General features: G+C 73.5%; 24 protein-coding genes. 9 read left to right on the forward strand and 15 right to left on the reverse strand.

Features of this window, described 5'->3' with window-relative positions; translation table 11 throughout:
- Positions 1-30 precede the first annotated feature (30 nt).
- Both ACTWQH_RS30875 and ACTWQH_RS30880 read right to left on the reverse strand, forming a co-directional pair.
- A complete protein-coding gene (locus ACTWQH_RS30875) occupies positions 31-2409 on the reverse strand; it encodes an HAD-IC family P-type ATPase (RefSeq protein WP_443290108.1) in 2379 nt (792 codons plus the stop codon).
- Between the two features lie 36 nt (positions 2410-2445).
- A complete protein-coding gene (locus ACTWQH_RS30880) occupies positions 2446-2736 on the reverse strand; it encodes a DUF2530 domain-containing protein (RefSeq protein WP_443290109.1) in 291 nt (96 codons plus the stop codon).
- Positions 2737-2879: 143 nt separating this feature from the next.
- Here ACTWQH_RS30880 and ACTWQH_RS30885 point away from each other — a divergent pair, with 143 nt between their 5' ends.
- On the forward strand, positions 2880-3317 hold the full coding sequence (locus tag ACTWQH_RS30885) for a MarR family transcriptional regulator (RefSeq protein ID WP_443290128.1): 438 nt from the start codon (positions 2880-2882) through the stop codon (positions 3315-3317).
- A 27-nt stretch (positions 3318-3344) separates the two neighbouring features.
- Entirely contained in the window at positions 3345-4718 is a 1374-nt protein-coding gene (locus ACTWQH_RS30890) for an MFS transporter (protein WP_443290110.1), read from the forward strand.
- Positions 4719-4769: 51 nt separating this feature from the next.
- Here ACTWQH_RS30890 and ACTWQH_RS30895 read toward each other — a convergent pair whose 3' ends face one another.
- Positions 4770-5270, reverse strand: coding sequence for a GNAT family N-acetyltransferase (locus ACTWQH_RS30895; RefSeq protein ID WP_443290111.1), 501 nt, complete (start codon positions 5268-5270; stop codon positions 4770-4772).
- Positions 5271-5416: 146 nt separating this feature from the next.
- Between ACTWQH_RS30895 and thpR the strand changes: the two genes are divergently transcribed.
- Together thpR and ACTWQH_RS30905 are read left to right on the forward strand one after the other, a co-directional pair.
- Positions 5417-5971, forward strand: a complete 555-nt coding sequence (thpR, locus tag ACTWQH_RS30900; protein WP_443290112.1) for an RNA 2',3'-cyclic phosphodiesterase — start codon at positions 5417-5419, stop codon at positions 5969-5971.
- Between the two features lie 149 nt (positions 5972-6120).
- Positions 6121-7113: an aldo/keto reductase gene (locus ACTWQH_RS30905; RefSeq protein WP_443290113.1), complete on the forward strand. Its 993-nt coding sequence runs from the start codon at positions 6121-6123 to the stop codon at positions 7111-7113.
- Between the two features lie 87 nt (positions 7114-7200).
- On the opposite strand, the gene ACTWQH_RS30910 is transcribed toward ACTWQH_RS30905, so the two are convergent.
- Positions 7201-7728 carry a hypothetical protein gene (locus ACTWQH_RS30910; RefSeq protein WP_443290114.1) on the reverse strand — a complete coding sequence of 176 codons (528 nt, stop codon included), beginning with the start codon at positions 7726-7728 and terminating at the stop codon, positions 7201-7203.
- Between the two features lie 141 nt (positions 7729-7869).
- Here ACTWQH_RS30910 and ACTWQH_RS30915 point away from each other — a divergent pair, with 141 nt between their 5' ends.
- Positions 7870-8913: a hypothetical protein gene (locus tag ACTWQH_RS30915; protein ID WP_443290115.1), complete on the forward strand. Its 1044-nt coding sequence runs from the start codon at positions 7870-7872 to the stop codon at positions 8911-8913.
- Between the two features lie 9 nt (positions 8914-8922).
- On the opposite strand, the gene ACTWQH_RS30920 is transcribed toward ACTWQH_RS30915, so the two are convergent.
- Positions 8923-10068: a terpene synthase family protein gene (locus tag ACTWQH_RS30920; protein WP_443290116.1), complete on the reverse strand. Its 1146-nt coding sequence runs from the start codon at positions 10066-10068 to the stop codon at positions 8923-8925.
- A 209-nt stretch (positions 10069-10277) separates the two neighbouring features.
- Here ACTWQH_RS30920 and ACTWQH_RS30925 point away from each other — a divergent pair, with 209 nt between their 5' ends.
- Positions 10278-11339 (forward strand): polyprenyl synthetase family protein, encoded by a 1062-nt coding sequence (locus tag ACTWQH_RS30925; RefSeq protein WP_443290117.1) that lies wholly within the window; start codon positions 10278-10280, stop codon positions 11337-11339.
- 30 nt (positions 11340-11369) lie between these two features.
- Here ACTWQH_RS30925 and ACTWQH_RS30930 read toward each other — a convergent pair whose 3' ends face one another.
- From ACTWQH_RS30930 to ACTWQH_RS30940, 3 genes are all read right to left on the reverse strand, one after another.
- On the reverse strand, positions 11370-12758 hold the full coding sequence (locus ACTWQH_RS30930; RefSeq protein ID WP_443290118.1) for an ABC1 kinase family protein: 1389 nt from the start codon (positions 12756-12758) through the stop codon (positions 11370-11372).
- A gap of 127 nt (positions 12759-12885) precedes the next feature.
- On the reverse strand, positions 12886-13206 hold the full coding sequence (locus tag ACTWQH_RS30935) for a hypothetical protein (protein WP_443290119.1): 321 nt from the start codon (positions 13204-13206) through the stop codon (positions 12886-12888).
- Between the two features lie 97 nt (positions 13207-13303).
- The gene (locus tag ACTWQH_RS30940; protein ID WP_443290120.1) at positions 13304-14053 is read right to left on the reverse strand and encodes a TetR/AcrR family transcriptional regulator; all 750 of its coding nucleotides are present in this window, start codon (positions 14051-14053) and stop codon (positions 13304-13306) included.
- 113 nt (positions 14054-14166) lie between these two features.
- Here ACTWQH_RS30940 and ACTWQH_RS30945 point away from each other — a divergent pair, with 113 nt between their 5' ends.
- Positions 14167-15222, forward strand: a complete 1056-nt coding sequence (locus ACTWQH_RS30945) for an ATP-binding cassette domain-containing protein (RefSeq protein ID WP_443290121.1) — start codon at positions 14167-14169, stop codon at positions 15220-15222.
- A gap of 86 nt (positions 15223-15308) precedes the next feature.
- The gene (locus ACTWQH_RS30950; protein ID WP_443290129.1) at positions 15309-16082 is read left to right on the forward strand and encodes an ABC transporter permease; all 774 of its coding nucleotides are present in this window, start codon (positions 15309-15311) and stop codon (positions 16080-16082) included.
- A 91-nt stretch (positions 16083-16173) separates the two neighbouring features.
- Here ACTWQH_RS30950 and serC read toward each other — a convergent pair whose 3' ends face one another.
- The 7 genes from serC to ACTWQH_RS30985 all read right to left on the reverse strand — a co-directional run bounded on the left by serC (position 16174) and on the right by ACTWQH_RS30985 (position 23191).
- A complete protein-coding gene (gene serC / locus ACTWQH_RS30955; protein WP_443290122.1) occupies positions 16174-17292 on the reverse strand; it encodes a phosphoserine transaminase in 1119 nt (372 codons plus the stop codon).
- A gap of 149 nt (positions 17293-17441) precedes the next feature.
- The gene (locus ACTWQH_RS30960) at positions 17442-18716 is read right to left on the reverse strand and encodes a cytochrome P450 family protein (RefSeq protein ID WP_443290123.1); all 1275 of its coding nucleotides are present in this window, start codon (positions 18714-18716) and stop codon (positions 17442-17444) included.
- 28 nt (positions 18717-18744) lie between these two features.
- A complete protein-coding gene (locus ACTWQH_RS30965) occupies positions 18745-19896 on the reverse strand; it encodes a cytochrome P450 (protein WP_443290130.1) in 1152 nt (383 codons plus the stop codon).
- A gap of 113 nt (positions 19897-20009) precedes the next feature.
- Positions 20010-20666 carry a GTP-binding protein gene (locus tag ACTWQH_RS30970; RefSeq protein ID WP_443290124.1) on the reverse strand — a complete coding sequence of 219 codons (657 nt, stop codon included), beginning with the start codon at positions 20664-20666 and terminating at the stop codon, positions 20010-20012.
- On the reverse strand, positions 20647-21033 hold the full coding sequence (locus tag ACTWQH_RS30975; RefSeq protein ID WP_443290125.1) for a DUF742 domain-containing protein: 387 nt from the start codon (positions 21031-21033) through the stop codon (positions 20647-20649). Before ACTWQH_RS30975 ends, ACTWQH_RS30970 begins: the two co-directional genes overlap by 20 nt.
- A complete protein-coding gene (locus ACTWQH_RS30980; RefSeq protein ID WP_443290126.1) occupies positions 21030-21488 on the reverse strand; it encodes a roadblock/LC7 domain-containing protein in 459 nt (152 codons plus the stop codon). The genes ACTWQH_RS30975 and ACTWQH_RS30980 overlap by 4 nt, the downstream gene beginning before the upstream one ends.
- On the reverse strand, positions 21485-23191 hold the full coding sequence (locus ACTWQH_RS30985; protein ID WP_443290127.1) for a sensor histidine kinase: 1707 nt from the start codon (positions 23189-23191) through the stop codon (positions 21485-21487). Before ACTWQH_RS30985 ends, ACTWQH_RS30980 begins: the two co-directional genes overlap by 4 nt.
- Before the next feature lie 196 nt (positions 23192-23387).
- On the opposite strand from ACTWQH_RS30985, the gene ACTWQH_RS30990 reads away from it, so the two are divergent.
- On the forward strand, positions 23388-26234 hold the full coding sequence (locus tag ACTWQH_RS30990) for an FAD-binding and (Fe-S)-binding domain-containing protein (protein ID WP_443290131.1): 2847 nt from the start codon (positions 23388-23390) through the stop codon (positions 26232-26234).
- The last annotated feature ends 8 nt before the right edge of the window (positions 26235-26242 follow it).

Below are 26242 nucleotides of genomic sequence, written 5' to 3' on the forward strand. Positions count from 1 at the left end.
GTGTTTTTTGTGTCCCCCCCCCCCCACCCCCTACGGCACGTCCGGCACGTGCCGGAGCATCAGCCGCCAGGCGACCTCCAGCAGCACGCACGCCACCGCCGCCACCCCCAGCGCCGTCAGGGGCATCTGGCGGCCCCTCAGGTGCAGCTCGAAGAACTCCTGGGCGGCGGGCAGGGTCATGGCGAGCACGAATCCCGCCGCCATCGTCGCGATCAGCAGCACCCGCCACCACGTCAGCGGCCTCGCCACGATGACCAGCACCCACAGCGCGATCAGGAAGAGCGTCAGCGTCGCCGCCGAGGTCTCCGCCTCCCGCGTCGCGCCCGTCCCGCCGTAGTGCGCGCGGGCCACCACGTACACCGCGAACGTCGCCGCCCCCGCTATCAGCCCGAACGGCACGGCCAGCCGCAGCACCCGCCGCACGAAGTGCGGCCGGGCCCGCTCCCGGTTCGGCGCCAGCGCCAGGAAGAACGCCGGGGTGCCGATCGTCAGCGTGGACAGCAGCGTCATGTGCCGGGGCAGGAACGGATACGGCACGGCGGTGACGATGACCGCGAAGGCCATGAAGACCGAGTAGACCGTCTTCGTCAGGAAGAGGTTCGCCACCCGCTCGATGTTGCCGATGACGCGGCGGCCCTCGGCGACCACCGACGGCAGGGTGGCGAAGCTGTTGTTCAGCAGCACGATCTGCGCGACCGCCCGCGTCGCCTCCGAGCCGCTGCCCATGGACACGCCGATGTCGGCGTCCTTCAGCGCCAGCACGTCGTTGACCCCGTCGCCGGTCATCGCCACCGTGTGGCCCCGGGACTGGAGCGCGCCGACCATCTCCCGCTTCTGCTGCGGCGTGACCCGCCCGAAGACCGCGCCGCCCTCCACGGCCTCGCCCATCTCCCGCTGCGCGGCCGGCAGCCGGCGGGCGTCGACCGGCGCCTCGGCCCCGGGAATCCCCAGCCGGCCCGCGACGGCGCCCACCGAGACCGCGTTGTCGCCGGAGATGACCTTGGCGTCCACGGACTGCTCCGCGAAATAGCGCAGCGTGTCGGGCGCCTCGGGCCGCATCCGCTGCTCCAGCACCACCAGCGCCGCCGGGGAGACGTCCTCCGCCGCCGCGGGCGCGTCCAGCTCCCCCTCCGTGCGCGCCAGCAGCAGCACCCGCAGGCCGCGGGCGTTCAGCTCGTCCACCGCCGCCAGCCGCCGGTCGTCGGCGGGCAGCAGCACGTCCGGCGCGCCCAGCAGCCACGCGCTGCGCGCCCCGTCCGGCTCGGTGAACGCCGCCCCGCTGTACTTGCGGGCCGAGGAGAACGGCAGCGTCGCCGTGGCCCGCCAGCCGTCCGGCCCCGGGTACGCCTCGATGACCGCCTGGAGGCTGGCGTTGGGCCGGGGATCGCTGGCCCCGAGGGCCCCCAGCACCCGCCGCGCCCGCGCGTCGTCGGCCTGGTCGGCGTCCAGCACCCGCAGCTCGGACACGTCCATGCCGCCCTCGGTGAGGGTGCCGGTCTTGTCCAGGCACACCACGTCGACCCTGGCCAGGCCCTCGATCGCGGGCAGCTCCTGCACCAGGCACTGCTGCCGCCCGAGCCGGATCACCCCGATCGCGAACGCCACCGAGGTGATCAGCACCAGCCCCTCCGGCACCATCACGACGATGCCCGCCACCATGCGGCGGACCGCCTCGAAGGTGTCGGAGTCCTCCACCACGAGCTGGCTGACCACGAGCCCGATCGCGGCCGGGATCATCAGCGAGACGCAGATCCGCAGGATCCGGCCGATCCCGTTGCGCAGCTCGGAGTTGACCAGGGTGAAGCGGGAGGCCTCCTCGGCGAGCTGCGCGGCGTACGCCTCCCGGCCGACGCGGGTGGCGGTGAACGCCCCGCCGCCCGCGACCACGAAGCTGCCGGACATCACCACGCCGCCCGGCTCCTTCACCACCGGGTCGGCCTCACCGGTCAGCAGCGACTCGTCGATCTCCAGGCCGTCGGCCTCCACCACCTCCCCGTCCACGACGATCTTGTCGCCGGGGCCGAGCTCGATCACGTCCCCCAGCACGATGTCGGAGGTGGCGACCTCCCGCGCGGCCCCGTCCCGCCGCACGGTCGGCCGGGCCTCGCCGATGACGGCCAGGTTGTCCAGCGTGCGCTTGGCGCGCAGCTCCTGGACGATGCCGATCAGCGCGTTGAAGAGCACGACGAAGCCGAAGAGGCCGTCCTGGAGCGGGCCGACGACCAGGATGATCGCGAAGAGCGTGCCCATGATCGCGTTGAACAGCGTGAAGACGTTGGCCCGCACGATCTCCCCGGCGGAGCGGGAGGACCGGACGGGCACGTCGTTGACCTCGCCTCGCCGGACGCGCTCGGCGACCTCCGCCTCGGTCAGCCCGCGCACGCGGCTCGCGGCCTCACCGGCAGCCATGTCTTCGACCGTACGGCCATCCGCGCATGGACGCGCTCACGGCCCGGGCCGATCGCCGTCGTCCCGCGCCCGCCCCTCCCGGCTCGCCCGGATGGCGGCCTCGCGCCGCCGCACATACCACAGCCCGACCAGGCCGCCGCCGACCCCGGCCAGGCACGTCCACACCCACCACTCGTGGTCGTGCTCGCGGTGCCAGCCGTAGAACGGGAGCTGCACGAGGAAGAGCACGGCCCACACGGCGGTGCCCACCGCGACGGTGGCCACCACATTCCCCTCCAGGGGCTCGGGCGCCTCCCGCTTGCCGCTCGTCCACTCACCCACCCGCATCGGGCACCCCGCCTCTCTGCCGCCCTGGCCTGCGACGTCCCTGCCTGTCGGGAAGCTTACGCCGGGGCACCGACAGCGGCAGTGCAACGCCATATATTTCGTTAGCGAAGCTAATGAGCTAGGCTGTCACCATGCCGAACGCGATGCTGGACCTGGACAGCGCCGAGGACCTCGCCGCCGTGCAGGCGCTGCGCATGGGCGTGCTGCGGCTCGCCCGGCGCCTGCGCCATCTGCGGGTGGACCGCACCCTGAGCCTGGCCGAGATGTCGGCCATCGGCACGCTCGTCCGCTGCGGCGCCATGACGCTGGGGGAGCTGGCCCGCCAGGAGCACGTGCAGCCGCCCTCGATGACGCGCATCACCGCGGTGCTCCAGGACCGCGGCCTCGTTCGGCTGGAGCCGCATCCGCAGGACCGGCGCCAGAAGCTGGTCGCAGCCACCGACCAGGCCAAGGCCATCCTCCAGGCCAACCAGAAGCAGCGGAACGAATGGCTGAGCGAGCTGGCCGCCCAGCTCGACGAGGACGAGTGGGCCCGGCTGCGCGACGCCGCCCCCGTCCTGCACAAGCTCGCGCACCTTTAGCACACGCACAGGGAAGGAGTGTTCCTCTTGAGTTCGGGACACGGAGCAGACTCCGCCCCCGCACCTGACGGACGACCCGACGACCACCACGCGACAGCGACAGCCGCCAACGAGATCACCACCTTCGACTCCCTCAAGGTCCGGAACTACCGGATCTTCTTCCTGAGCGCCGCCGTGTCCAACACCGGGACGTGGATGCAGCGAATAGCCCAGGGCTGGCTGGTGCACACCCTCACCGGTTCGGCCGCCGCCGTCGGCGTCGCCGCGGCCCTCCAGTTCCTCCCGATGCTGGTCCTCGGCCTCTACGGCGGCGTCATCGCCGACCGGTACGACAAGCGCAAGCTTCTGATCGGCACCCAGTCCGCCCTCGGCGTCACCGGCCTGGCGCTCGCCGCCCTCACCCTCGGCGGCGTCGTCAACGAATGGCATGTCTACGCGCTGGCGCTGGTCCTCGGCCTGGTCACGGTCGTGGACTCCCCGACCCGCCAGACCTTCGTCTCCGACGTCGTCGGCCCCCGCCTGCTGCGCAACGCCGTCTCCCTGAACTCGGCCAACTTCCAGTCCGCCCGCCTCGTCGGCCCGGCCATCGCGGGCGTCCTCATCACGAGCGTCGGCAGCGGCTGGGCGTTCCTCTTCAACGGGCTGTCCTTCATCGCGCCCGTTTCCGCGCTGCTGCTGATGCGCACCGAGGAGCTCACCCCCGCCGAGCGCGCCCCGCGCCGCAAGGGCCAGCTCCGCGAGGGCCTGGCGTACGTGCGGGGCCGCCCCGACCTGCTGTGGCCCATCGTCCTGATCGCCTTCGTCGGCGCCTTCGCCTTCAACTTCCCCGTCTTCCTCATCGCCTTCACCAACGGGGTCTTCCACGCCGACGCCGACACCTACGGCCTGCTCAACTCCCTGATGGCGGCGGGCTCGGTGGCGGGCGCGCTGCTCGCCGCCCGGCGCGGCCAGCGGCGCATGCGTTTCACGGTCGCCACGGGCGCGCTGCTCGGCGTGCTGCTGATCGCCGCCGCGCTCGCCCCGAACTTCGTGGTGTTCGCGGTGCTGCTGCTGCCGATCGGCCTGGTGAGCATGACGTTCGTCGTGACCGCCAACACCGGCCTGCAGGTGGCGAGCGACCCGGCCATGCGCGGGCGGGTGATCAGCCTGTTCATGATGGTCTTCATGGGCGGCACGCCGATCGGCAGCCCGCTGCTCGGCTGGCTCTCGGACGCCTTCGGCCCGCGCGTGGCCATGCTGACCGGCGGCGGGGTGTGCGTGCTGGCGACGGCGGGCGTGGCGGTGATCCTCGCCCGGATCGCCGGCCTGCGCGTGAGGATCAGCCTGCGCGCCGGCCAGCGGGGCGTGATGCTGGTGCCGCGGAACGCCCGGGACCCAGAGGAGCTGACGGCGACGGCGTAACGCCGCCGAGCGGCCGCCGTTGCGTGGCGACGCGGTCGCACGGCGACGCGGCTACACGCGCCGGGCCAGGAGCCGGCCCGGCCAGTCGCCCACGGTGAAGGACGCGACCGGCTGGAATCCCCGGCCGCGGTAGAACTCGACCAGGCGGCCGTCGCCCCCGGCGTAGCAGTCCACGCGCAGCAGCCCGACGCCCTGCCGCCGGGCCTCGGCGACGGCGTGCGACAGCAGCGCGCCGCCGATGCCGCGGCCGGCGAAGCGGCGGTCGCTCACCAGCAGGTGCACGTAGACCTCGGGCTCCTCGGCCGGGGGCACGTACGGGGGCGGCTGCGCCGTGAGGGTCATCGCCCCGACGGCCTCGCCGTCGATCTCGGCCAGCCACGGCGTGCCGCTCCGGACGATCTCGGTCACCTGCTCCACGCCCTTCGGCCGGGCCGACCAGGGCTGGGTGCCCCACTGGCCGGTGCGGCCCCGCGCGACGAGCCAGGCGACGGCGCGGTCGAGCATGCCGAGTATGGCGGGGATGTCGCGCTCGTCGCCCTGCCGGATCCTCATGCGCCGATGCTAGGCCGCGCCAGTGGCCGCCAGCGGCGGCCCTACTTCGCCCCGGACCTCTGGCCGCCCACGCCCCGGCACCCCACCCGGGGGCCCGGGACGGAGCCCCGGTTTCGGGGAGGGGCGGGCCGGGGGAGGACCCCCGCATGCGACTGTTCGCCGCGATACTGCCGCCCGCCGCCGTGGCCGAGGAGCTGGCCGGCGTCGTGCGGCGGGACCTGGCCCCGCTGCCCGGCGCCCAGCGCCTCCGGTGGACCGAGCGCGCCGGCTGGCACATCACCGTCGCCTACTACGGCGAGACGCCCACCGAGCAGGTGCCCGCCCTCCGCGAGGCCCTGGCCGCCGTCGCCCGGCGGCGCGCGGCGTTCGAGCTGTGCCTGGCGGGCGGCGAGTCGCTGAGCGAGTGGGCCCTGGGCACCGGGGTCGCGGGCGACCGGGCCGAGTTGACCGCCCTCGCCGCCGAGGCGGCGGGGCTGCGCCCCCACGCCGACCAGTACGGCACCTACCGCCCCCACCTCACCCTCGCCCGCAACGTCCGCGGCGACGGCGACGGCGACAGCGTGCCGTTCGCCCCGTACGTGGCGGCCCTGCGCCCCTTCGCCGGCCGCGCCTGGCGCGTCGGCGGGCTCGCCCTCATGAGCAGCGAGGGCCCCACCTCCGGCCGCTACGCGACGGCGGCGGTACTACCGTGGGCGGGGTGAACGTCAAGACGCGCACGCGGATCGTCAGCGCCGCCCTCGTCCTCCTCCTCGTCATCGTCGCGGTCGCCGCAGCCCTCGGCGGCGGCTGAGAGCGTCCGGCCCGCGAACGGCCTTGCCTCGAGCGCGCTCGAAGGCGTTGTCTTATGGCCATGAAATACACGCAGCTGGGACGCACGGGACTTAAGGTCAGCCGCATCGTGCTGGGCACGATGAACTTCGGCCCGTTCACGGACGAGGCCGAGAGTCACGTGATCATGGACGCCGCACTCGACGCCGGCCTGAACTTCTTCGACACGGCGAACGTCTATGGCTGGGGCGCGAACAAGGGCCGGACCGAGGAGATCATCGGCAACTGGTTCGCCAAGGGGGGCGACCGCCGCGACCGGACGGTCCTCGCCACCAAGGTCAACGGCTTCATGGGCCCGGACGACGTCACGCCCTGGCCCAACCACAACAAGCTGTCCGCCGTCAACATCCGGCGGGCGGTGGACGCGAGCCTGAAGCGGCTCCAGACCGACTTCATCGACCTGTACCAGTTCCACCACATCGACCGGGACACCCCCTTCGACGAGATCTGGCAGGCGATAGACGTCCTGATCCAGCAGGGCAAGATCCTCTACGCCGGGTCCTCCAACTTCCCCGGCTACAAGATCGCCCAGGCCAACGAGGTCGCCGCCCACCGCGGCATGGTCGGCCTCGTCAGCGAGCAGTGCCTGTACAACCTCGCGGAGCGCCGCGCCGAGATGGAGGTGATCCCGGCCGCGCAGGACTACGGGCTCGGGGTCATTCCCTGGTCCCCGCTCCACGGCGGCCTGCTCGGCGGCATTCTCAAGAAGCAGGCCGAGACCGGCCGCCGCGCCACGGGCCGGGCCGCCGACGCGCTCAGCGACCCGGCGGCCCGCGCGCAGATCCAGGCGTACGAGGACCTCCTCGACAAGCACGGCCTCCAGCCGGGCGAGGCGGCGCTGGCCTGGCTGCTCGCCCAGCCCGGCGTCACCGGCCCGATAGTGGGCCCGCGCACCCTGGAGCAGCTGGAGAGCGCGCTGCGCGCGGCGGACCTCGACCTGAGCGTGGAGCTGCTGGCCTCCCTCGACGAGGTCTTCCCCGGCCCCGGCCCCTCGCCGGAGGCGTTCGCCTGGTGAGCCGGGGCTCGGATCGGCGTGCAACGCCATGGGGCGGCCGTCACGCGCGTGACGGCCGCCCCTTCGATGGTGCGTTCTGCTTTTGTCCTACTGGCTCTGGCGCGCCTTCAGACCGGCCATGACCCCCGCGACCACGGCCACCACGGCGCCCAGCAGCACGACGTACAGACCCACGCCGGGGCTGAAGTCGAACTCCTTGAGGAGCATGTCGAGCTCATCGCCGGAGATACCTTCGAACTCCGGGTCACTCTCGATGTCCGCGCGGGCCAGGCGCTCGGAGTCGAGGAGGTTGAGCAGGCCGAACACGAGCGTGATCAGCGTGGGAAGCACGGAGATCGCCGCGATCTTGTCGTTCCTGCGCACCAGGCCGACCACGAACAGCGCGATGGCCGCGGCCGAGGTGACGGCCGTGAAGATGCCGTCGCCCTCGGTGGCGCGGATGGTCTCGCTCTGGCCGTCGAAGTCGACCGAGGTCCAGGCGAGGAAGGAGCCGATGAAGGCGAGGGCCGAGCCGACGATGCCGGCTATCAGCAGCTTGGGCGGCCCACCGGTCGCGGGACCGGTGGCCGGGGGCGGGGCGACATACCCCGGGGCGTTTGAACCATATCCACTCATGGGGAGGGAACTTAGGTTGACCAGTGTGACGCCGCAATACAACTGTCTGTTATGTCAGCATTGGCGCCTATAAATTTCCCGTAAGTTCTTCGGTCCAGCAAGATTCATTCACATGGCCAGGGAGGTGGCAGGCTTGTCCCCATGCCGACGCCGACGCCGATCCTGGCCGCCGCCGCCCTCCTGATGGCCGCGGTGACGCCGCCCTCCGCCTTCACCATCCAGGATCCGGCGATCACGGAGTCCAGCGGGCTGGCCGCCAGCAGCCGCCACCCGGGCGTGTACTGGACGCACAACGACAGCTCCTCGGACGGCAGCCCCGCGCCGCACCTCTACGCCGTCGACGGCGAGACGGGACGGACCCTCGCCACCATCACACTGGCGGGCGACGGAGTCGCCGGCCGCGACGTCGAGGCGATCTCGATCGGGCCCGACGGCGCCCTGTACGTCGGCGACATCGGCGACAACTACGACGGCGGCTGGGAGGAGGTGTGGATCTACCGCCTCCCCGAGCCGGAGCGGCTGGCCGACGCCACGGTGACGCCCGCCGTCCACGCCGTCCAGTACGAGGACGGCCCGCGCGACGCCGAGGCGCTGATGGTCCATCCGGAGACGGGCCGCGTCTACATCGCCAGCAAGAAGGACAACGGCGGCGCCGCCCTCTACGCCTCGCCCGGGGCCGGGCTCTCGGAGACCGGGGTCACCACCTTCGAACGGATCGCCGACATCGGCCTGTGGGTGACGGACGGCGCCTTCTCCCCGGACGGCACGCGGCTGTTCCTGCGCGGCTACTTCACCTCCCAGATGTACGCCTGGCCGGGGCCGGACGGCCCGCCGGAGCCCATCGACCGGGAGGTGATGATCCCGCTTCAGGAGCAGGGCGAGTCCGCCACCTTCACTCCCGACGGCGCCACGCTGATGCTCGGCTCGGAGGGCGAGGCCAGCCCGGTCGAGCCCGTGGAGCTCGCGGGCCAGCTCCTGCCGGAGAGCGCCCAGGCGGCGGAGGAGGACGAGGCGGAGGAAGACGACGACGGCGGCGCGCAGGCGGGCGGTGAGTCCGGCGACGCCAGTGACGCCGGCGACGACGGCGGCATCTCGGTCGGCACGGCCGCCACCCTCGTCGCGGGCGCGGTCGTCATCCTCGCCCTGCGCCGCCTGCTGTTCCGCAGGGGCTCGAACGGCGCATGACGGCCAGCCCTAGGCCAGGTCGTCGTCCCACCACCACGACACCGTCGGCGTCGGCGGCGGCCCGGCCCGGGAGTCGGCCGGTGAGTCGGCCCACTCGACGGGCGCCTCGCTGAAGCCGTCCGGCAGCCGCCCCGTGCTGAGGTAGCGCGGCACGCGCAGGCCCCACTCGGCGTTGCCGCGGATGCCGTGGCACAGCCCCGCCAGGTAGGTGCGCAGCTCGGCGCCGGCCCGGGGCAGCACGCGGTCGAGGAGCTGGCGGAAGCGGTTGAGCAGGCGGTCCCTGATCGCGGTGGCCTCGGCGACCGCGTCGGCGGGCGCCAGGCTCCGGTGGCGCATGAGCACGGTGTAGATGTTCTGCTCGGAGTGGCCCCGCAGCGCCTCCCGGCCTGCGGAGTGCCAGTCGTTGTCCAGCCCCGCCACGGCGATGGCCAGCTCGGTGAGCGCGCGCACCACCGGCCGGTCGAACTCGCCGCCCGGGATCTCACCCCCCGTGGCCAGTTCGAGCAGCGCGAACGTCGGCTCGCCGCCGGCGGAGAGCAGCCGCATCGCCAGGTACTCGTCCAGGTCGGGCATGTGCCCGCGCGCCCGGTTGCCGATCTGCCACGTGACGCCGGACCGCCAGGCGCGGTGGGCCACGGCGAAGCGCCGCGTCGTCGTCGGGGTGCCGATGGCGCGCAGCCGCCGGGCGACGTCCTGGAGCGGCGGGATGAACCTGTCGGTCGCGTCGGGGTTGGAGGGCGCCTCCACGGCGCGCTGCACGCGCACCGCCAGCCCGGCGAACTCGCCGGGGCGCGTGGCGAGCGGCCCGTGGTCGCACCGGGCGTCGTCGAAGGTGAAGGCCCAGTAGACCCACAGCGAGGTGGCGAACAGCCGCTCGTCCTCGGCCTCGGGCACGAAGCGGCCGAAGAAGTCCGCGCTGTGCGAGGCGACGGACCACGCGCGTGCCTCGTCGGTCCCGCACATCCCGGACTTCTGGATCCAGTCGACGGCCCGGCCGTGGACCGGCTCGGCGCGGGGGTGGACCGCGGAGGGAAAAGGGCAGTAGATCGGCGGCAGGTCGACGAGCTCCGCGAGCCTTGCCATTTTCGCGAGCTCCGCGCGTTCGGCGAGTCCGGCGCGTTCGGCGAGTTCGGCGAGTTCGGCGTTCTTTACCATCGAAATCCTGATCCGCACCGGGGAGGAGATGCGGCGGACCCGGCGAATTCCCCCGAAAGCATTGTCGTTCGCCGGCCCCCGGAACTCGGGGAGCAAAAGCGCCTCGGGGAGACCCGTTCGGGTGAACCCGTGATTCTCGTCTTGTGCACGACCGCGCCGCCGTCTTTCCATCGAATCACTGGGCGAGCCACGGCCGGGGAGGGAGCGCGATGCCGACGACCGCGTCGCCGCCGCAGGCGCTGGACCGATGCCGCGACCTGGTCCGCCCCGCCCTGGTCGCGGCCCTGGAGCGCCTCCACCCGGACATCCGGCGCCTCGCGGCGTACTCCTTCGGCTGGTGCGCGGCCGACGGAACGCCGGCCCCGGACCCCGGCGGCGCGGCGGGGGGCGGCAAGGGCGTGCGGCAGGCGTTCGCGATCCTCGCCGCCGAGGCGGTGGGCAGCGACGCGGAGGCGGCCGTGCCCGCGGCCGTCGCCGCCGAGCTGGTCCACGCCTTCAGCCTGGTGCACGACGACATCATGGACAACGACGCCCGGCGCCGTCACCGGCCCTCCCTCTGGAAGGCGTTCGGCACCGGCCCGGCCGTCCTGGCCGGCGACGCGCTGCTCGCCCTCGCCGTGGACGTGACCCGCCGCTCCGCGGGCGAGGACGGCGGCAGGTGCCGCAACGCCATGGCGCTGCTGTGCGCGGCGCTGATGGGGCTGATGCGGGGCCAGGCCGAGGACATGCACTTCGAGCGGCGGCCCTGGTGCGGTCCGGGCGCCGTCAAGCCGGAGGAGTACCGCGCCATGGCGGCGAACAAGACCGGCGCCCTCTTCGGCTGCTCCGCCGCGCTCGGCACCCTCCTCGCGGGCGGCGACGCCCGCGCCGTCGCCGCCTTCGACGCCGCCGGGCGCCACTTCGGCATCGCCTTCCAGTCCGTCGACGACCTGCTCGGCATCTGGGGCGACCCGCGCGTCACCGGCAAGCCCGTCGGCAGCGACCTCAGGCGCGGCAAGAAGACGCTGCCGATGGTCGCCGCCCTGGCGGGCGGGGGCGGGGTGGCCGAGCGGCTGGCGGACCTGCTGGAGGAGGCGGACATGAGCCGGGACGAGAAGGTGGGGCTGGCCGCCCGCCTCGTGGAGCGGGCGGGCGGGCGGCGCCTGGTGCTCGCCGAGGGCCGCCGCGCCGTGGTCCGCGCGCACGCCGCGCTCGACGGCGTTCCGCTCAGGCCGCGACCCAGGCAGGAGCTCGGCGCCCTCTGCGAGTTCGTCGTGAACCGCGTCCTGTGACCGCCCGCCCCGCCCCGTCCCGGTCCCGCGCTACGCCGGCCGCGCGTCCGTGCGGATCGACAGCTCCCCGCTCGACAGGTCCCGCATCAGCCCGCGCAGCTGACCGGCCACCGCGCCGATGCCGAGCATCACCTCCATCATCGTGCGGGCCACCTGCCCCTTGGACGCGGTCTCGGCGGCCAGGGACCGCAGCACGCTCACCATCTGCTCCTCGAAGACGTCGACCAGCGACAGCTCCGGCGACAGGCACCGCACCGAGCCCTCGATGTTGCCGAAGGACTTCCCGAGGATCGAGATCGCCGGATTGGTGCGGATGCCGCGCCGGGTGGAGCAGGTCAGGATGCGGGTCAGCGTGACGCCGAAGTCGAGTTCCTCCAGCGAGGCGTCGGCGATCTTGGACACCAGCGTCGCCATGTCGGCCATGAACGCCCCCGGCTGCGCCCACGGCATGGTCTCGCCGAGCTCGCACCACGCCTCCGCCAGGCCGTGGCCGTCGTTCTGGGCGAGCGTCAGCAGGATGAGCATCAGCAGCATCCCGGTGCGCCGGTCGGTGCGGCCGACCATGCCCCAGTCGATCAGCGTCGCCGGCTCGCCGGGGGCGACGAAGATGTTCCCGGGGTGGGGGTCGGCGTGGAAGAAGCGGTCGACGAAGAAGCCCCGGTAGCAGAACGCCAGCAGCTCGCGGCCGATCTCCAGCCGCTCGTCCGCGTCGAACGCGTCGCGGTCGGCGTACCGGACGGAGGTCCCCGGGGCCAGGCTCTGCACCAGCACCCGGGGCGCGGTGACCAGCGCGTCCGGGACGGCGAGGCGTTCGAACCTCGCGACCAGGCCTTTGGCCCGCTTCATGTTGCGGGCCTCCAGGGTGAAGTCGAGCTCCGGCTGCATGGCGTCGAAGATGACGCCGAGCATGGCGTCGACGTCGATCACCGAGCTGAAACGGGGCGCCGCCCTGCCCACGATCCGGGCCGCCCTGCGCAGCAGCGCCATGTCGTCCAGGACGACCTCGCGCACCCCCGGCCGCTGGATCTTCACGACGACCGGCCGGCCGCCGCGCAGCGTCGCCCGGTGCACCTGGGCGAGGGAGGCGGCGCCGACGGGGGCGTCGGTGTCGATGTCCTGGAAGAGGCGTGTCCACTGGGGCCCGAACTCCTGGCGGAGCACGGGCTCGAGCCGCGAGAAGGGGAGGAGGTCGGCGCTGTCGTGCAGCTTCTCGAACTCCGGGATCATGTGGTCGGGGACGATGTCGGGGCGGGTGGACAGGATCTGGCCGACCTTGATGTAGAAGGGGCCGAGCCGTTCCAGGGCACGTCGTATGCCCTGGGCACGATCGGCGTCCCCGGCCGGCGAGCTGCGGCGGCCCCGGAGGACCGCGCGCCGCACCTCGCCGGCCAGGAGATCGCCGAGGACTCGCACGACCACACGGAGACGAGCACCGCTCAACGTGTGGCCGCCTCACCCAGCAGCGGAGGCAACGTCTACCAGCTGGTGGTCCCGCGCGCGCCGTCTCCCGGGGCGTCGCCGTCGCGGCCGTCCCGGAGGAGACCGATCAGCGAGTCCATCCGCTCCGCCAGCTGGTCGAACGGCCGGTCGCAGTCCCGGTCACGGTCCCGGTCACGGTCCCGGTCGCAGTCCCGGTGCCTGTCCCGGTCCCAGCGGTCGTGCGGGTCGCGGTGGTGCGGGCCGCGGCCCCCGTGGGGGCCCCGGTGCCAGTCGCGGTCCCAGCGGTCGTCCCAGTCCGGGCCGTGGTGGTGGTGACGCGGCCCGCGGTGGTGCTTGTCGTGCTCCAGGTCTCGTCGAACGCCTCCTTCAGGTCGTCGGCGACGTCGCCGACGAGATCCCGCAAGGTATTCGTGATGCTCTTTCCCATGCCTAACGCTCCCTCACGTGGGGATTCCCGATCCACGCCAAGGTCAGAAAGGCACGCCGGACAAGGCTGACTGAAAAACACTGATTTCACTATCAAACTATTTGGCTTCGATAAACGACGCGAGGCCGTCGAGAAGCCGGGCCAGGCCGAAGCGCATGATGGCCTCCTGGCTGATGCCGAAGGCGTCCTCGTCGAGCCCGAAGACGTGCGGATAACAGCCGCTCTCCATCGCCACCTCCAGGATCGGCTTCTGCGCCTCCCAGAACTCCTCGTCCGAGATGCCGGACTGCTCCGCCGCCTGCTGCTGGAGGATGTGCGAGCGGGCGATGCCGGTGATGTAGGAGTCCAGGGCCGTGATCACGGCGACCTTCTCCTGGCCGTTCAGGCCCAGGCCCTCCAGCGAGGAGAGGGCGAAGTCGAAGCTGAGCAGGGAGTTGGGGCCGAGGAGCGGGCGGGTCTGGTTGACCTGGAGGAGCCAGGGGTGCCGCTCGTAGAGGTGGAAGGTGCCCAGGCCCACCTTCTCCAGCGTCTCCCGCCAGTCCTTGCCCTCGTACGCCGCCAGCTCCTCGTCGTCGAGGGCGTTGACGTGGTCGAGCATGAGGTCGAGCAGCTCTCCCTTGCCCGGGACGTAGCGGTAGAGCGACATCGTGCCCACGCCCAGCTCGGCCGCGACCTTGCGCATGGAGAGCGCGGCCAGCCCCTCCCGGTCGGCGAGCGCGACGGCGGCGGTGACGATGCCCTCCAGCGTCAGCCCCGGCTTCGGGCCCCGGCTGGGCTGCTCCCGCCCCTGCCACAGGAGCTGGAGGCTGCGGTTGAGGTCGCCGCTTCCGCTGTGTGCCGTCGTCATCGTGGTGCTCCCGTGGGGCCGGAAATAATTTCTGGGTACGGCGTACGCTGTCAGGCTATAGTGAGTACGACGTACCCAGTTTATTTGAGGCATCCGAGGACGGGACGGGGCTTATGTCAGACAACTACTCGGTCGTCGCCGAGGGGCTGTGCAAGCGCTACGGCGACAAGACGGCGCTGGACGGGTTCGACCTCGCCGTCCGGCGCGGCACGGTGATGGGGCTGCTCGGCCCGAACGGCGCGGGCAAGACCACCACGGTCCGCATCCTCACCACCCTCATCCGCCCCGACGGCGGCCGGGCCGAGGTCGGCGGCCACGACGTGGTGCGCGAACCCCGCGCCGTACGCCGCCGCATAGGGCTGACCGGGCAGCACCCGGCCGTGGACGAGATCCTCACCGCCCGCCAGAACCTGCGCATGTTCGGCCGCCTCTTCCACCTCGGCAAGGAGCAGGCACGGCAGCGCACGGAGGAGCTGCTCGACCGGTTCAGCCTGCGGGAGGCCGCCGACAAGCAGGTCAAGGGCTTCAGCGGCGGGATGCGCCGCCGCCTGGACCTGGCCGCCAGCATGATCCTCGCCCCCGAGGTGCTCTTCCTCGACGAGCCCACCACCGGCCTCGACCCGCGCGGGCGCAGCGAGGTGTGGCAGTCCGTCCGCCAGCTCACGGCGGCGGGGACCACGGTCCTCCTCACCACCCACTACCTGGACGAGGCCGACCAGCTCTCCGACCACATCGCCGTCGTCGACCAGGGCCGGAAGATCATCGAGGACACCCCGGCCGGGCTGAAGCGGGCGGTGGGCGGCGACCGCGTCGAGGTGGTGCTGGAGGACGCGGCCGACCTGCCGTTGGCCGCCGGGGCGGTGGCCCGGGTCGCGCACGGCGTCGCCCCGCAGACCGACGAGGAGCGGCTGCGGGTGCACGCCCCCGTGCGGGAGGGCGTTGCCGCGCTGACCGAGGTGGCCCGCACGCTCCAGGAGGCGGGGACCCGGGTGGCCGACCTCGGCCTGCGGCGGCCCACCCTCGACGAGGTGTTCCTCCGCCTCACCGGCGGAGCGGCGGAGACGGAGTCGACGTCCGAGACGGAGACGACGGAGACGGAGACGGAGACGGAGACGGAGACGGAGACGACGGAGGAGAAGACGACGGAGGAGAAGGAGAGCGTCGCGTGAGCACCACCACCAGCACGAGCGCGGGCACGAGCCCCGGCAACAGCCCCAGCACCCTCACCTTCACCGACGACCGCCGCCTGTACTGGATGTTCGCCGACTGCGCGACCATCGTCCGGCGCGACCTGACGCACCTCGTCAAGCAGCCCTCGATCGTCGCCTGGCAGCTCGGCTTCCCGATCGTCTCCGTGCTGCTGTACGTGTACGTCTTCGGCAGCGCCATGGACGTGGGCGAGGGCGTGGACTACAAGGACTTCGCCATGCCGGGCATGTTCGCCATGACGATGGCCTTCGGCTTCATGAACACCGCGATGACCGTCACGATCGAGAAGGAGAAGGGGATCACCGACCGCTTCCGGTCCATGCCGATGACGCCGTCGGCCGTCGTGACCGGGCGCGGGGTCTCCGACCTGCTGCACGCCTCGCTCGACCTGGCCATCATGGCGAGCATCGCGCTCGTCGTCGGCTGGCGTTCCGACGGCACGCTGTGGGAGACGCTGTGCGCCTTCCTGCTGCTGCTCCTGCTGCGCTTCGCGCTGATCTGGGTCGGCGTCTACCTCGGCCTGCTGATGCCGAACGAGCAGGCGGCGGGGAGCCTCTTCGCGGTGGCCTTCCCCTTCGGCATGATCTCCAGCGTCTTCACCTCGCCCTCGCTCATGCCGGACTGGCTGGGCGTGATCGCGACGTGGAACCCGGTGTCGGCGTCGGCCAACGCGGTGCGCGAGCTGTTCGGCAACCCGATGCCGACCGGGGACAGCTGGGTCGAGGAGAACGCGATCCTGGCCGCGGCGCTGTGGCCGCTGATCATCACGGCGATCGCCATGCCGCTGGCGGTCCGCCGCTACCAGCGCCTGTCCCGCTAGGGGATTCCCCCTCCCCGCCCGCTCCGAAGGGGGGCGGGCGGGGAAAAACGAGGGTCAGGGGGCAGAGCCCCGAGGGGCGGACGGGCGGGGGTCAGAGGCGTTCGATGACGTAGTCGATGCAGGCGGTCAGAGCCTCGACGTCGGCCGGGTCAATGGCCGGGTACATGGCGACGCGGAGCTGGTTGCGGCCCAGCTTGCGGTAGGGCTCCGTGTCGACGATGCCGTTCGCCCGCAGCGCGGCCGCGATCGCCGTCGCGTCCGTCGCCTCGTCGAAGTCGATCGTGCCGACGACCTGCGAGCGCTGCGCCGGCTCCGTCACGAACGGCGTGGCCCGGTCGTGCTTCTCCGCCCACCCGTACAGCCGCGCCGCGGAGTCCGCCGTCCGCCGCGTGGCCCACCCCAGGCCGCCGTTCCCGTTGAGCCAGTCGAGCTGCTCGGCCAGCAGGAAGAGCGTGGCCAGCGCCGGCGTGTTGTACGTCTGGTTCTTGCGCGAGTTGTCGATCGCGGTCGGCAGCGAGAAGAACTCCGGGACGTGCCGCCCCGAGGCGTGGATCCGCGCCGCGCGGTCCAGGGCGGCGGGGGAGAAGGCCCCCAGCCACAGGCCGCCGTCGGAGGCGAAGGACTTCTGCGGGGCGAAGTAGTAGACGTCGGTCTCGGCGATGTCCACCGGCAGGCCGCCCGCGCCGGAGGTGGCGTCGACCAGCACCAGCGAGCCCTCGTCGGCACCGGCCACGCGCTGGATCGGCATGGCCACGCCCGTCGAGGTCTCGTTGTGCGTGAGGGCGTAGGAGTCGACGCCGCGCTGCGCGCGCGGCAGCGGGTGCGAGCCGGGGTCGGCGGTGATGATCGTCGGCTCGTCCAGCCACGGGGCCTTGCTGGCGGCCTTGGTGAACTTCGAGGAGAACTCCCCGAACGACAGGTGCTGCGACTTCGCCTCGATGAGCCCGTGCGTCGCGATGTCCCAGAACGCGGTGGACCCGCCGTTGCCGAGCACCACCTCGTAGTCCTCGGGCAGCGAGAACAGCTGGCGCACGCCCGCGCGGACCCGGCCGACCAGGTTCTTCACGGGTGCCTGGCGGTGGGAGGTGCCGAGCAGGGAGGAACCGGTCGCGGCCAGGGCGCCGAGCGCCTCGGTGCGCACCTTGGAGGGACCCGATCCGAACCGGCCGTCGGCGGGCTTGATGTCAGCGGGAATCTGAATATCGGCCACGAGTCGGAGCGTAGTCCGTCCACGGCGGCGCCCCGCACGCGGTCCGGCCGCTGAGACGCCACGCGTCACCCCGTGGACGACGGCCCTCACCCCGGGGTGCGGCGCCGGGGTGAGGGCGGCCGGGGGCGCGGGGGCGGAGCCCCTGGCGACTACGCCAGCAGGACCGGGAGCTCCGCGAGGTCGTTCTGGGTCACGATCGGGAGGTTGCGCAGCTCCGACTCCGGCACGGCCAGCCGCAGGCGGGGGAAGCGGGCGAAGAGCGCGGGGAGCGCGATGCCCCCCTCCAGGCGGGACAGGGCGGCGCCGGGGCAGATGTGCGGGCCGTGGCCGAAGGTCATGTGGCGGATCGGGGTCGGGCGGGTGATGTCGAATCGGTCGGCGTCGGGGCCGTGCTGTGCCTCGTCCCAGCCGATGGCGTGGTAGGAGATCACGAGGCCCTCGCCCCGGCGGATCACCGTGCCCGCGATCTCCACGTCCTCCGTCGCGAAGCGCATCAGCAGGTGGGGGGTGGGGGTGTTCCAGCGGAGGGTCTCCTCCACCACCACGTCCCACCCGATCTCGCCGCGCCGCACCAGCTCCCGCTGCTCGGGGTGGGTGCACAGCGCCCGCACCGCGTTGACGATCAGGCTGATCGTGGTCTCGTGCCCGGCGCCGACCATCGCCTGGAGGTTGCCGGTCACCTCCTCGTCCGTCAGCGGCTCGCCGCCGTCCTCGGCGGCGATCAGCGCGCACGTCAGGTCGTCGGCGGGCTCGCCCCGCGCCACCAGCTCCTTCTTCTCGGCGACCATGCGGGCGAAGAACGCCTCCAGCTCCTCGATCACCGCCAGCCGCTCGTCCTGCGGGGTCAGCCCGCTGAAGAACGCCTTGAACAGCCGGTGCAGCCGCGGGTGCTCGGCCGGGTCGACGCCCATCAGCCTGCTGATGACGGCCATCGGCAGCGGCAGCGCGAAGAGCGCCTTCAGGTCCACCGGGCCGCCCCCGGCCCGGGAGCCGGCCGCCGCCAGCTCGTCCAGCAGGCCGGCCGTCAGCTCCTCGATGGCGGGCCGCTGCGCCTCCACCCGGCGCGCGGTGATGGCCTGGGCGGTCTTCGCGCGTAACCGCCGGTGTTCGGCGCCGTCCACCGTGAACATGCTGCGGCCGGGGTCGACCATGCCGATGAGCGGCCACTCGCGGGTGACCCGGCCGCTGCGCCAGTCCACCCACTGGTTGATGTCCTTCACCAGCCGGGGGTCGGTCAGCAGCCGGCGGGCCTCGGCGTGGGTGGTGACCGTCCAGGCGGTGACGCCGCCGGGCAGTTGGATGCGGGTGAGGGGTCCGGCCGCGCGCAGCCGGCGGGTCTCGCCCGGCAGGTCGCGCACGAGCGGGTCGAGGACGAGGGATACGCCGGGTGCGCCAGGTACGCCAGGAGTTACGGGGCAGCTCACGGGTGCCTCCAACAGGAAACGGTAGGGGTCAGCCCCCGGGATAGCGCGCGGGGGTCGAGCTGAAGCGGACCGGCAGCTCCCGCATCCCCCGCAGGAACGGGGAGGGCCGCCGGACCAGGGATTCCGGGGAGGTGGCCAGCTCGATGTCGGGGAGGCGGTCGAGCAGCACCTCGATGCCGGTGCGGGCGATGACCTCGGCGATCTCCTGCGCCGGGAAGGGACAGCGGTAGTCGCCGTGGCCGAAGGAGAAGTGCGCGCCGTTGCCGCCCCGGTGGACCGCGCCCTCCGGGTGCACGTCCGGGTCGGCGTTGGCGCCGGCCAGGCCCAGCAGCAGCATGTCCCCGGCGTGGAGGTGCCGCCCGCCCAGCCGCGTGTCGCGGGCCAGCCACCGCCCGGCGAGGATCTGGGTGGGGGTGTCCTCCCACAGCACCTCGTTCATGGCCTCGCCGACGCTGCTGCGCCCGCCGGAGAGCGAGGCGGCGAACCGGTCGTCGGTGAGCATCAGCCGCAGCGAGTTGCCGATCCAGTCGGCGGTGGGCAGGTGCCCGGCCGCGGTGATCGACTGGACGTCCAGGACCAGTTCCTCGTCGGTCAGCGCGATGGGGTGGGCCAGCAGCCGGGAGGCCACGTCGGGACCGGGGGCGCGGCGCTTGGCCGCCAGCAGCCGCGTCATCGAGGCGCCCAGGAACTCGAAGCCGCTGACGGCGTCCTCGCCGCCGTCCGCCAGCGCGTTGATCGCCCTGGCCAGCTCCGGGCCCTCCTCGTCGGGGAAGCCCACGACGCGGGCCAGCACCAGGATCGGCAGCATCTTGGCGTACTCGCCGATCAGCTCGGCCTCGCCCCGGCCGCAGAAGCCGTCGATCAGGCTGTCGGCCAGCTCCTCGGCGTGGCGGCGCAGCTCGAACGGGTCGGTCGCCTGGAGCGCGGGCACCACCACGTCCACGTGGCGCTGGTGTTCGGCGCCGACGGTGTAGTAGATCGACGGCTGCGGCTTGTTGACCATCGGCAGCAGCGGCCAGTCGTCGGGGATGCGCGGCCACTGGTTCCACAGGCCCATGTCCCGCGTGAACAGCTCGGGGTCGGCGGTGACGCGGTGCAGCTCCCGGTAGCCGATCACCAGCCAGGCGGGCACGTCGCCGGGCAGCACCACCGGCACCACCGGCCCGTGGAGCCGCCGCATCTCGGCGTACAGCAGGGCGGGATCGGTGTGGAAGCGGGGCCCGCTCAGCGGCACGGGCGGCGCGGGGTCGTCGCCGTCGGCGGCCCAGGTGCGGGGGGACGTCTGCTGGTCGGTCACGAGGGGGTCTCCGAGGTCTCCAGTGCCTTGACGCGTGCGCGGAGGTGTTCGACGAGCGTGATGAGCACCTGCTTGCTGGACGCGCGGGACCTGGCGTCGCAGTCGATGAGGGGAACGCCGTCGGACAGGTCGAGGGCGTCGCGGATCTCCTCGGTGGTGTGGGCCGGGCCGCCGAAGTCGTTGCGGGCCACGATGAACGGCGTGCCGTGGTGCTCCAGCCGGTCGATGGCGTACCAGCAGTCGGCCAGCCGCCGCGTGTCGACCAGCACCACCGCGCCGAGCGTGCCGGTGAACAGCCGGTCCCACAGGAACCAGAACCGCTCCTGACCCGGGGCGCCGAAGAGGTACAGCACGGTCTCGGCGTTCAGGCTGATGCGCCCGAAGTCGAACGCCACGGTGGTGGCCGTCTTGCCCCGCACCGCCGACAGGTCGTCGACACCCTGCCCGGCCTGGGTCATGACCTCTTCGGTGTTCAGCGGGCGGATGTCGCTGACGGAGCGGACCATGGTGGTCTTGCCGACGCCGAAGCCGCCGACGATGACGATCTTCAGGCCGTTGCTGGCGGTGCTGTGCAGCCGGGGCCGGGAGCGCACCGCCGCCGAGGCGGCCGCCGCGGGGGCCGGGGCTTTCGGGTCAGAGGTTGCGGAGTCCAACGAGCACCTGTTCGAGGAGTTGTGGGTCGGGTAGGTCGGCCGCCGCGGCGCCGAGCGTGGTCGCCCTGCCGGTGCCGCGGGTGGTGTTCGGGTGCCGGGCGGTGATGCGGCCGCTGTCGAGCAGGTCGCTCAGCAGGATCTTCGTGATGCTGACGGGCAGCCTCAGCTCGGCGGCGACCTCCACCACCGCCGTCGGGTAGCGGCACAACCGCAGGATCCTGGCGTGCTCCGACTGCATGCCGGGAGCCGGCTCGCTCTCGCTCACCACCAGCGTGACGAGGTCGAAGACGTTCGAGCCGGCCCGGCTGCGGCCACCGGTGAGGGTGTACAGCCGGTCCGGGTCCTCGTCGCGCGCCGGTCGGCTCATGCGGGTCCGCCGCCGCTGTCGTCGATGGGCCGGCGCGGTGGGGCGCTGAGGTAGTCGCCGAGCTGCTCGACGAGCTCGTTCATGTTGTGGCCGACGAGGCCGGCGTCTGCGTCCTCGGCGGCGACGATCGCCAGGTGGGCGCCGTCCCCGGCCTCCACGATGAACAGGATGCCGCCGTAGAACTCGGTCATCGACTGCCGCACGCCGCCCGTGCCGTCGCCGAACTCCATCGACGCGCCCTGCGACAGGCTCTGTATGCCGGCGGAGATCGCGGCGAGCTGATCGGCCTGGTCGTCGGTCAGCTCCGGCGTGTGGCACAGCCGCAGTCCGTCGCGCGACAGCACCAGCGCGTGGCGGGCGCCGGGCGTGCGGCCCAGCAGGTTCTCCAGCAGCCACGTCAGGTCGGCGGCCGCGCCGACGCCCGTTCTCTGCATCCCGGTCGATGGTGCTGTCATGCGTCGTCGTCCTCCGGGTGGGCGGCAGAGCTGGCGGCGGGCGTAGCGGGCGTAGCGGATGCGGTGTGGGTGGCGGGCGTCTCGGGAGGCGCGGTGGCCGGATCTGCGGCGCGGCCGCCGTCCGCACGGGCCGCGCCTGCGGCGTTGGCGGCGTTCGCGGTGTTCGCGGTGTTGCTGGTCCTGCCGGTGTTGGTGGCGACCGGTATCTCCTGGGACTCCTGCGTGCCGCGCACCGCCTGGCGGAAGGCGACCAGCCGGGCGGCGGAGCGCTCGGGGGAGTGGCGGCGCTCGGCGGGCTCCGCGCGGCGCGCGCGGGCGGCGGCCCCGGGGACGCCGTCGGGGTGGGCGTTGGCCAGCGTGCGACCGCGCCGCCGCTTCGGCAGGCCGTTCGTGCTGTACGCCACGTCCTCCTCGGTCACGACGGGGCCGGCGCCCGTGCCGGCGACCGCGTCGTCGTCCATGGCGTCCATGGGCGCGTGGTCGGCCGTGGCGATCGGCCCGGCGGCGACGAGTGCGGGGGCCGGCGCGGCGGCGGCCCCCGCCGCGGCGGCGGGCGGGCCCGTCGGCGCCGTGCGCGGCCGCGCGGCCGGCTGGTCGCCGTCGGCGCTGGGGCGGCTGATCAGGTCGTGCGGGATCATCATCAACGCCCCCGTGCCGCCGCGCGCCGAGGGCCGGAAGGACACCGACAGCCCGTGCTTGCGGGCCAGGACGCCCACCACGGCAAGCCCGAGACGGGTGCCCGACAGCGAGGTCAGGTCCAGCGGGTGGTCGCGGGAGACGGCCCGCTCGGCGCGGCGCAGCGCGACGTCGCTCATCACCAGGCCGCTGTCCTCGACGGTCATGATGACCCCGGCCGGCACCTCCTCCACGTAGACGTGGACCTCGGCGGTGGGCGGCGAGAAGTTGGCGGCGTTGTCGAGGAGTTCGGCGAGCGCGTGCATCACGCCCTCGGCGGCGTGCCCGGCGATCGCGACGTTCACGGCGCAGTGCAGCCGCACCCGCTGGTAGCCGCCGATGCGGCCCATCGCGCCGCGCAGGATGCTCTCCATGACGATCGGCTTGGCCCACCGGCGTCCCGAGCGGGCCCCGGTGAGCACGGCGATGCTGTCGGCCAGCCGCCCGGCCTGAGCGGTGCGGTGGTCCAGGTGCAGCAGGTCGGCCAGGACCGCCTCGTCCCCGTGCCGGTGCTCCATCTCGCGGAGGTCGGCGAGCATCCCGGTGGCCAACGCCTGCATCCGCCCGGCGGCGTTGGCGCAGGCCGCCATCGCCGCGGACTTGGCCGTCTCGCCCCGCCCGATCTCCTCCGCCACGGTGCGCAGCACCGTCTGGTGGGCGGGGTCGGCGGGCTGCTCGGCGGCGGCGAGCGCGGTGGGGGCCGAGGAGCCCTCGCGCAGCCGCGCGACCAGGGCGGGCACCGTCTCCTCGGCGAAGTGCGCGGCGTCCGCCTCCGCGGCGCGGAGCCGGGCGCGCAGCCAGCGCGCGCGCACGACGCCGATCGCCGCGGTCACCACGGCGGCGCAGACGACGGCGGCGGCGACCCCGGCGCCCCAGGCCAGCTCGCCCTCGAACGACTCGGGCGCGGCGTACACCGCGCCCAGCCACGCGGCCCCGGTGACGGAGACCGAGATGAGCAGGGCCAGCAGGACAGGCCGGAGGGGGGCGCGCTCCGTCTTGCGGCGCGCCGGGGGGCTCTGCGCTGTCATGATCGGAGTCCTCATATACGGGTGGGGACCTGACGGCCCGTAATGGACCAGCAATAATCGGGAAACACTATAGGAGAGTTCCGGCCGCGTGGGGCCGTGTTGCGGGTGATGGGAGTGCGCTTGTGTGTGCACGCTTGTCCTCATGGCACGCATCGCACGCACGGCACGCACGGCACGCATGGCACGCATGGCAGGCATGGCAGGCATCGGAGATGACGCGACCGGAGCTATCGCGGGAGAACTCGCGGCGAGGCTGCGGGGGGCCGTCCGGGGCGAGGTGGCGTTCGACGCGGGCAGCCGGGCGCTGACGACGCAGGACGCCTCCAACTACCGCCGGGTGCCGCTGGGCGTGGTGTCCCCGCGCGACGCGGCCGACGTGGCGGCGGCGCTGGCGGTCTGCCGCGAGCACGACGTGCCGGTGGTGGCGCGCGGCGGCGGCACCAGCATCGCGGGGAACGCCACCGGCGCCGGCGTGGTGCTGGACTTCACCCGCCACATGAACCGCGTCCTGGCCCTCGACCCGGCCGCCCGCACCGCCACCGTGCAGCCCGGCGTCGTCTGCGACACGCTGCGCGCCGCCGCGGGCCGGCACGGGCTGACCTTCGGCCCCGACCCGTCAACGCACAGCCGCTGCACGCTCGGCGGCATGATCGGCAACAACTCCTGCGGCGCCCACTCCGTGGCCTGGGGCACCACCGCCGACACCGTGCAGGAGCTGACGGCCCTCACCTACCGGGGCGAGCGTGCCCGGCTCGCGCGCGGCGGCGCCGGGGTGCCCGGCCCGCTGCGCGCCGCCGCCGACGAGCTCACCGCCCGTCACCTGGCGTTGCTGCGCACCGGCTTCCCCGAGCTGCCGCGCCGCATCTCCGGCTACGCCCTTGACGCGCTGCTGCCCGAGCGCGGCCGGGACTGGGCGCGGGCGTTCACCGGCAGCGAGGGCACGCTCGGGATCCTCACGGAGGCGACCGTGAGCCTGGTGCAGGCGCCGCCCGCGCGGGCGCTCGCCGTGCTGGGATACGCCGACGAGTCCGCCGCCGCCGAGGCCGCGGCCGGGCTGCTGCCGCACGGCCCGCTGACCGTGGAGGGCATGGCCGCCGACCTGATCAGGGACGAGGCCGCCCGGTCCGCCCTGCCGCGCGGCGGCGCCTGGCTGTTCGTCGAGACCGGCGGCGAGAGCCCGGCCGAGGCGCAGGCCCGCGCCGAGGCGATCGGCCGCGCGGCGACGGACCGGGTGGACCACACGGTGGTCGCCGACCCCGCCGCCCTGCGGACGCTGTGGCGCATCCGCGAGGACGCCTCCGGCACCGCCACCCGCCGCCCGGACGGCGGCGAGGCGTGGCCCGGCTGGGAGGACTGCGCGGTGCCGCCCGCCCGGCTCGGGGCGTACCTGCGGGACTTCCGCGCGCTGCTGGGCGAGTACGGGCTGACGGGCGTGCCGTACGGCCACTTCGGCGACGGCTGCATCCACGTCCGCATCGACTTCGACCTGCTGGGCGCGGAGGGGCTGGCCCGCTTCGCGGCGTTCTCCGAGGACACCGCCGAGCTCGTCGTCCGGCACGGCGGCTCGCTGTCGGGCGAGCACGGCGACGGCCTGGCGCGCTCGCGGCTGCTGCCGCGCATGTACGGGCCGGAACTCGTCGGCGTCTTCGACGACTTCAAGCGGCTGTGGGATCCGGACGAGCGCCTCAACCCCGGCGTGATCGCCCCGCGCCGCGCCGCCGAGACCGACGACATCCGCTTCGCGGGCCTGCCCGGGCCCGGCGCCGTCCCGGTCGCCTTCGCCTACCCGGACGACGGCGGCGACTTCTCGGCGGCCGTACGCCGCTGCGTCGGCGTCGCCAAGTGCCGCAACGACGCGGCCGACGGGGCCGTGATGTGCCCCTCCTACCGCGCGACGGGCGCCGAGCAGCACTCCACGCGGGGCCGCGCCCGGCTGCTGCACGAGATGCTGATCGGCGAGGTGATCACGGACGGGTGGCGTTCGCCGGAGGTGGCCGAGGCGCTGGACCTGTGCCTGTCGTGCAAGGGCTGCCGCGGCGACTGCCCGGTGAACGTCGACATGGCCACGTACAAGGCGGAGTTCCTGCACCACCACTACGCCGGGCGCCGCCGCCCCGCCTCCCACTACGCGCTGGGCCGCCTGCCGCAGTGGCTGCGCCTGCTGGCCCGCCTGCGGCTGGCCCCGGCGGCGAACCTCGCCAGCCGCGTCCCGCCGCTGGCCGCGCTCGCCAAGCGCGTGGCGGGCATCGCGCCCGAACGCCCCATCCCGCGGCTGCCGCGTACGCCGCTGACGCGCCGCCTGGCGGCGGGCGATACGGATGTCCCGGACGCGGACGTCCTCCTCTTCCCCGACACCTTCACCACCTACCTCTCCCCGGAGGCGGGCGAGGCCGCCTGGCGCGTCCTGAACGCCGCCGGGCTGCGGCCCACGCTGCCCGCCGGGCGTGTGTGCTGCGGCCTGACGTACACCAGCACCGGACAGCTCGACCACGCGCGCGCGACGTTGCGGCGCACGCTGGACGCGCTCGATCCCGTCGCGGGTGAGGGCGCGGGCTCCGGGCTGCCGGTCACCGTCCTGGAACCCCCCTGCGCCGCCGCGCTCCGCACCGACCTGCCCGAGCTGCTGCCCGACGACCCGCGCGCCCACCGCCTCGCCGCGGCGGTCCGCACCTTCGCCGAGACGATCGAGGAGTACGCCCCCGACTGGACGCCGCCCCGCATCGACCGTCCCGTGGCCGGGCAGACCCACTGCCACCAGAACGCGGTCCTCGGCGTCGCGGCGGACCGGCGTCTGCGGGAGCGGGCCGGGCTGGTGGGCGAGCTGTCGGCGGGGTGCTGCGGACTGGCGGGCAACTTCGGGTATGAGCGCGGCCACTACGAGGTGTCGGTGGCGTGCGCGGAGGATGTGCTGCTGCCGGCGGTGCGCTCCGCGCCGGGGGACGCGGTGCTGCTGGCCGACGGGTACTCCTGCCGCACGCAGCTGGCGCAGCTCGGCGGCTACGAGTCCCGCCACGTCGCGGAGGTCCTGGCGGAGGGGTTGTAGCCCACCCA

Source organism: Streptomyces sp. 6N223 (assembly GCF_052246635.1).
Taxonomy (GTDB): domain Bacteria; phylum Actinomycetota; class Actinomycetes; order Streptomycetales; family Streptomycetaceae; genus Streptomyces.

What these genes read in the sequence shown, in the direction of transcription:
- ACTWQH_RS30965 (WP_443290130.1), bottom strand. Translation starts at nt 19,896, where the DNA reads ATGCGGCGGCTCCACGGGCCGGTGGTGCCGGTGGTGCTGCCCGGCGAC.
- thpR (WP_443290112.1), top strand. Translation starts at nt 5,417, where the DNA reads ATGCGACTGTTCGCCGCGATACTGCCGCCCGCCGCCGTGGCCGAGGAG.
- ACTWQH_RS30980 (WP_443290126.1), bottom strand. Translation starts at nt 21,488, where the DNA reads ATGACAGCACCATCGACCGGGATGCAGAGAACGGGCGTCGGCGCGGCC.
- ACTWQH_RS30945 (WP_443290121.1), top strand. Translation starts at nt 14,167, where the DNA reads ATGTCAGACAACTACTCGGTCGTCGCCGAGGGGCTGTGCAAGCGCTAC.
- ACTWQH_RS30915 (WP_443290115.1), top strand. Translation starts at nt 7,870, where the DNA reads ATGCCGACGCCGACGCCGATCCTGGCCGCCGCCGCCCTCCTGATGGCC.
- ACTWQH_RS30910 (WP_443290114.1), bottom strand. Translation starts at nt 7,728, where the DNA reads ATGAGTGGATATGGTTCAAACGCCCCGGGGTATGTCGCCCCGCCCCCG.
- ACTWQH_RS30985 (WP_443290127.1), bottom strand. Translation starts at nt 23,191, where the DNA reads ATGACAGCGCAGAGCCCCCCGGCGCGCCGCAAGACGGAGCGCGCCCCC.
- ACTWQH_RS30975 (WP_443290125.1), bottom strand. Translation starts at nt 21,033, where the DNA reads ATGAGCCGACCGGCGCGCGACGAGGACCCGGACCGGCTGTACACCCTC.
- ACTWQH_RS30950 (WP_443290129.1), top strand. Translation starts at nt 15,309, where the DNA reads ATGTTCGCCGACTGCGCGACCATCGTCCGGCGCGACCTGACGCACCTC.
- ACTWQH_RS30875 (WP_443290108.1), bottom strand. Translation starts at nt 2,409, where the DNA reads ATGGCTGCCGGTGAGGCCGCGAGCCGCGTGCGCGGGCTGACCGAGGCG.
- ACTWQH_RS30990 (WP_443290131.1), top strand. Translation starts at nt 23,388, where the DNA reads ATGGCAGGCATCGGAGATGACGCGACCGGAGCTATCGCGGGAGAACTC.
- ACTWQH_RS30895 (WP_443290111.1), bottom strand. Translation starts at nt 5,270, where the DNA reads ATGAGGATCCGGCAGGGCGACGAGCGCGACATCCCCGCCATACTCGGC.
- ACTWQH_RS30935 (WP_443290119.1), bottom strand. Translation starts at nt 13,206, where the DNA reads ATGGGAAAGAGCATCACGAATACCTTGCGGGATCTCGTCGGCGACGTC.
- ACTWQH_RS30885 (WP_443290128.1), top strand. Translation starts at nt 2,880, where the DNA reads ATGCTGGACCTGGACAGCGCCGAGGACCTCGCCGCCGTGCAGGCGCTG.
- ACTWQH_RS30925 (WP_443290117.1), top strand. Translation starts at nt 10,278, where the DNA reads ATGCCGACGACCGCGTCGCCGCCGCAGGCGCTGGACCGATGCCGCGAC.
- ACTWQH_RS30920 (WP_443290116.1), bottom strand. Translation starts at nt 10,068, where the DNA reads ATGGTAAAGAACGCCGAACTCGCCGAACTCGCCGAACGCGCCGGACTC.
- ACTWQH_RS30940 (WP_443290120.1), bottom strand. Translation starts at nt 14,053, where the DNA reads ATGACGACGGCACACAGCGGAAGCGGCGACCTCAACCGCAGCCTCCAG.
- ACTWQH_RS30905 (WP_443290113.1), top strand. Translation starts at nt 6,121, where the DNA reads ATGAAATACACGCAGCTGGGACGCACGGGACTTAAGGTCAGCCGCATC.
- ACTWQH_RS30880 (WP_443290109.1), bottom strand. Translation starts at nt 2,736, where the DNA reads ATGCGGGTGGGTGAGTGGACGAGCGGCAAGCGGGAGGCGCCCGAGCCC.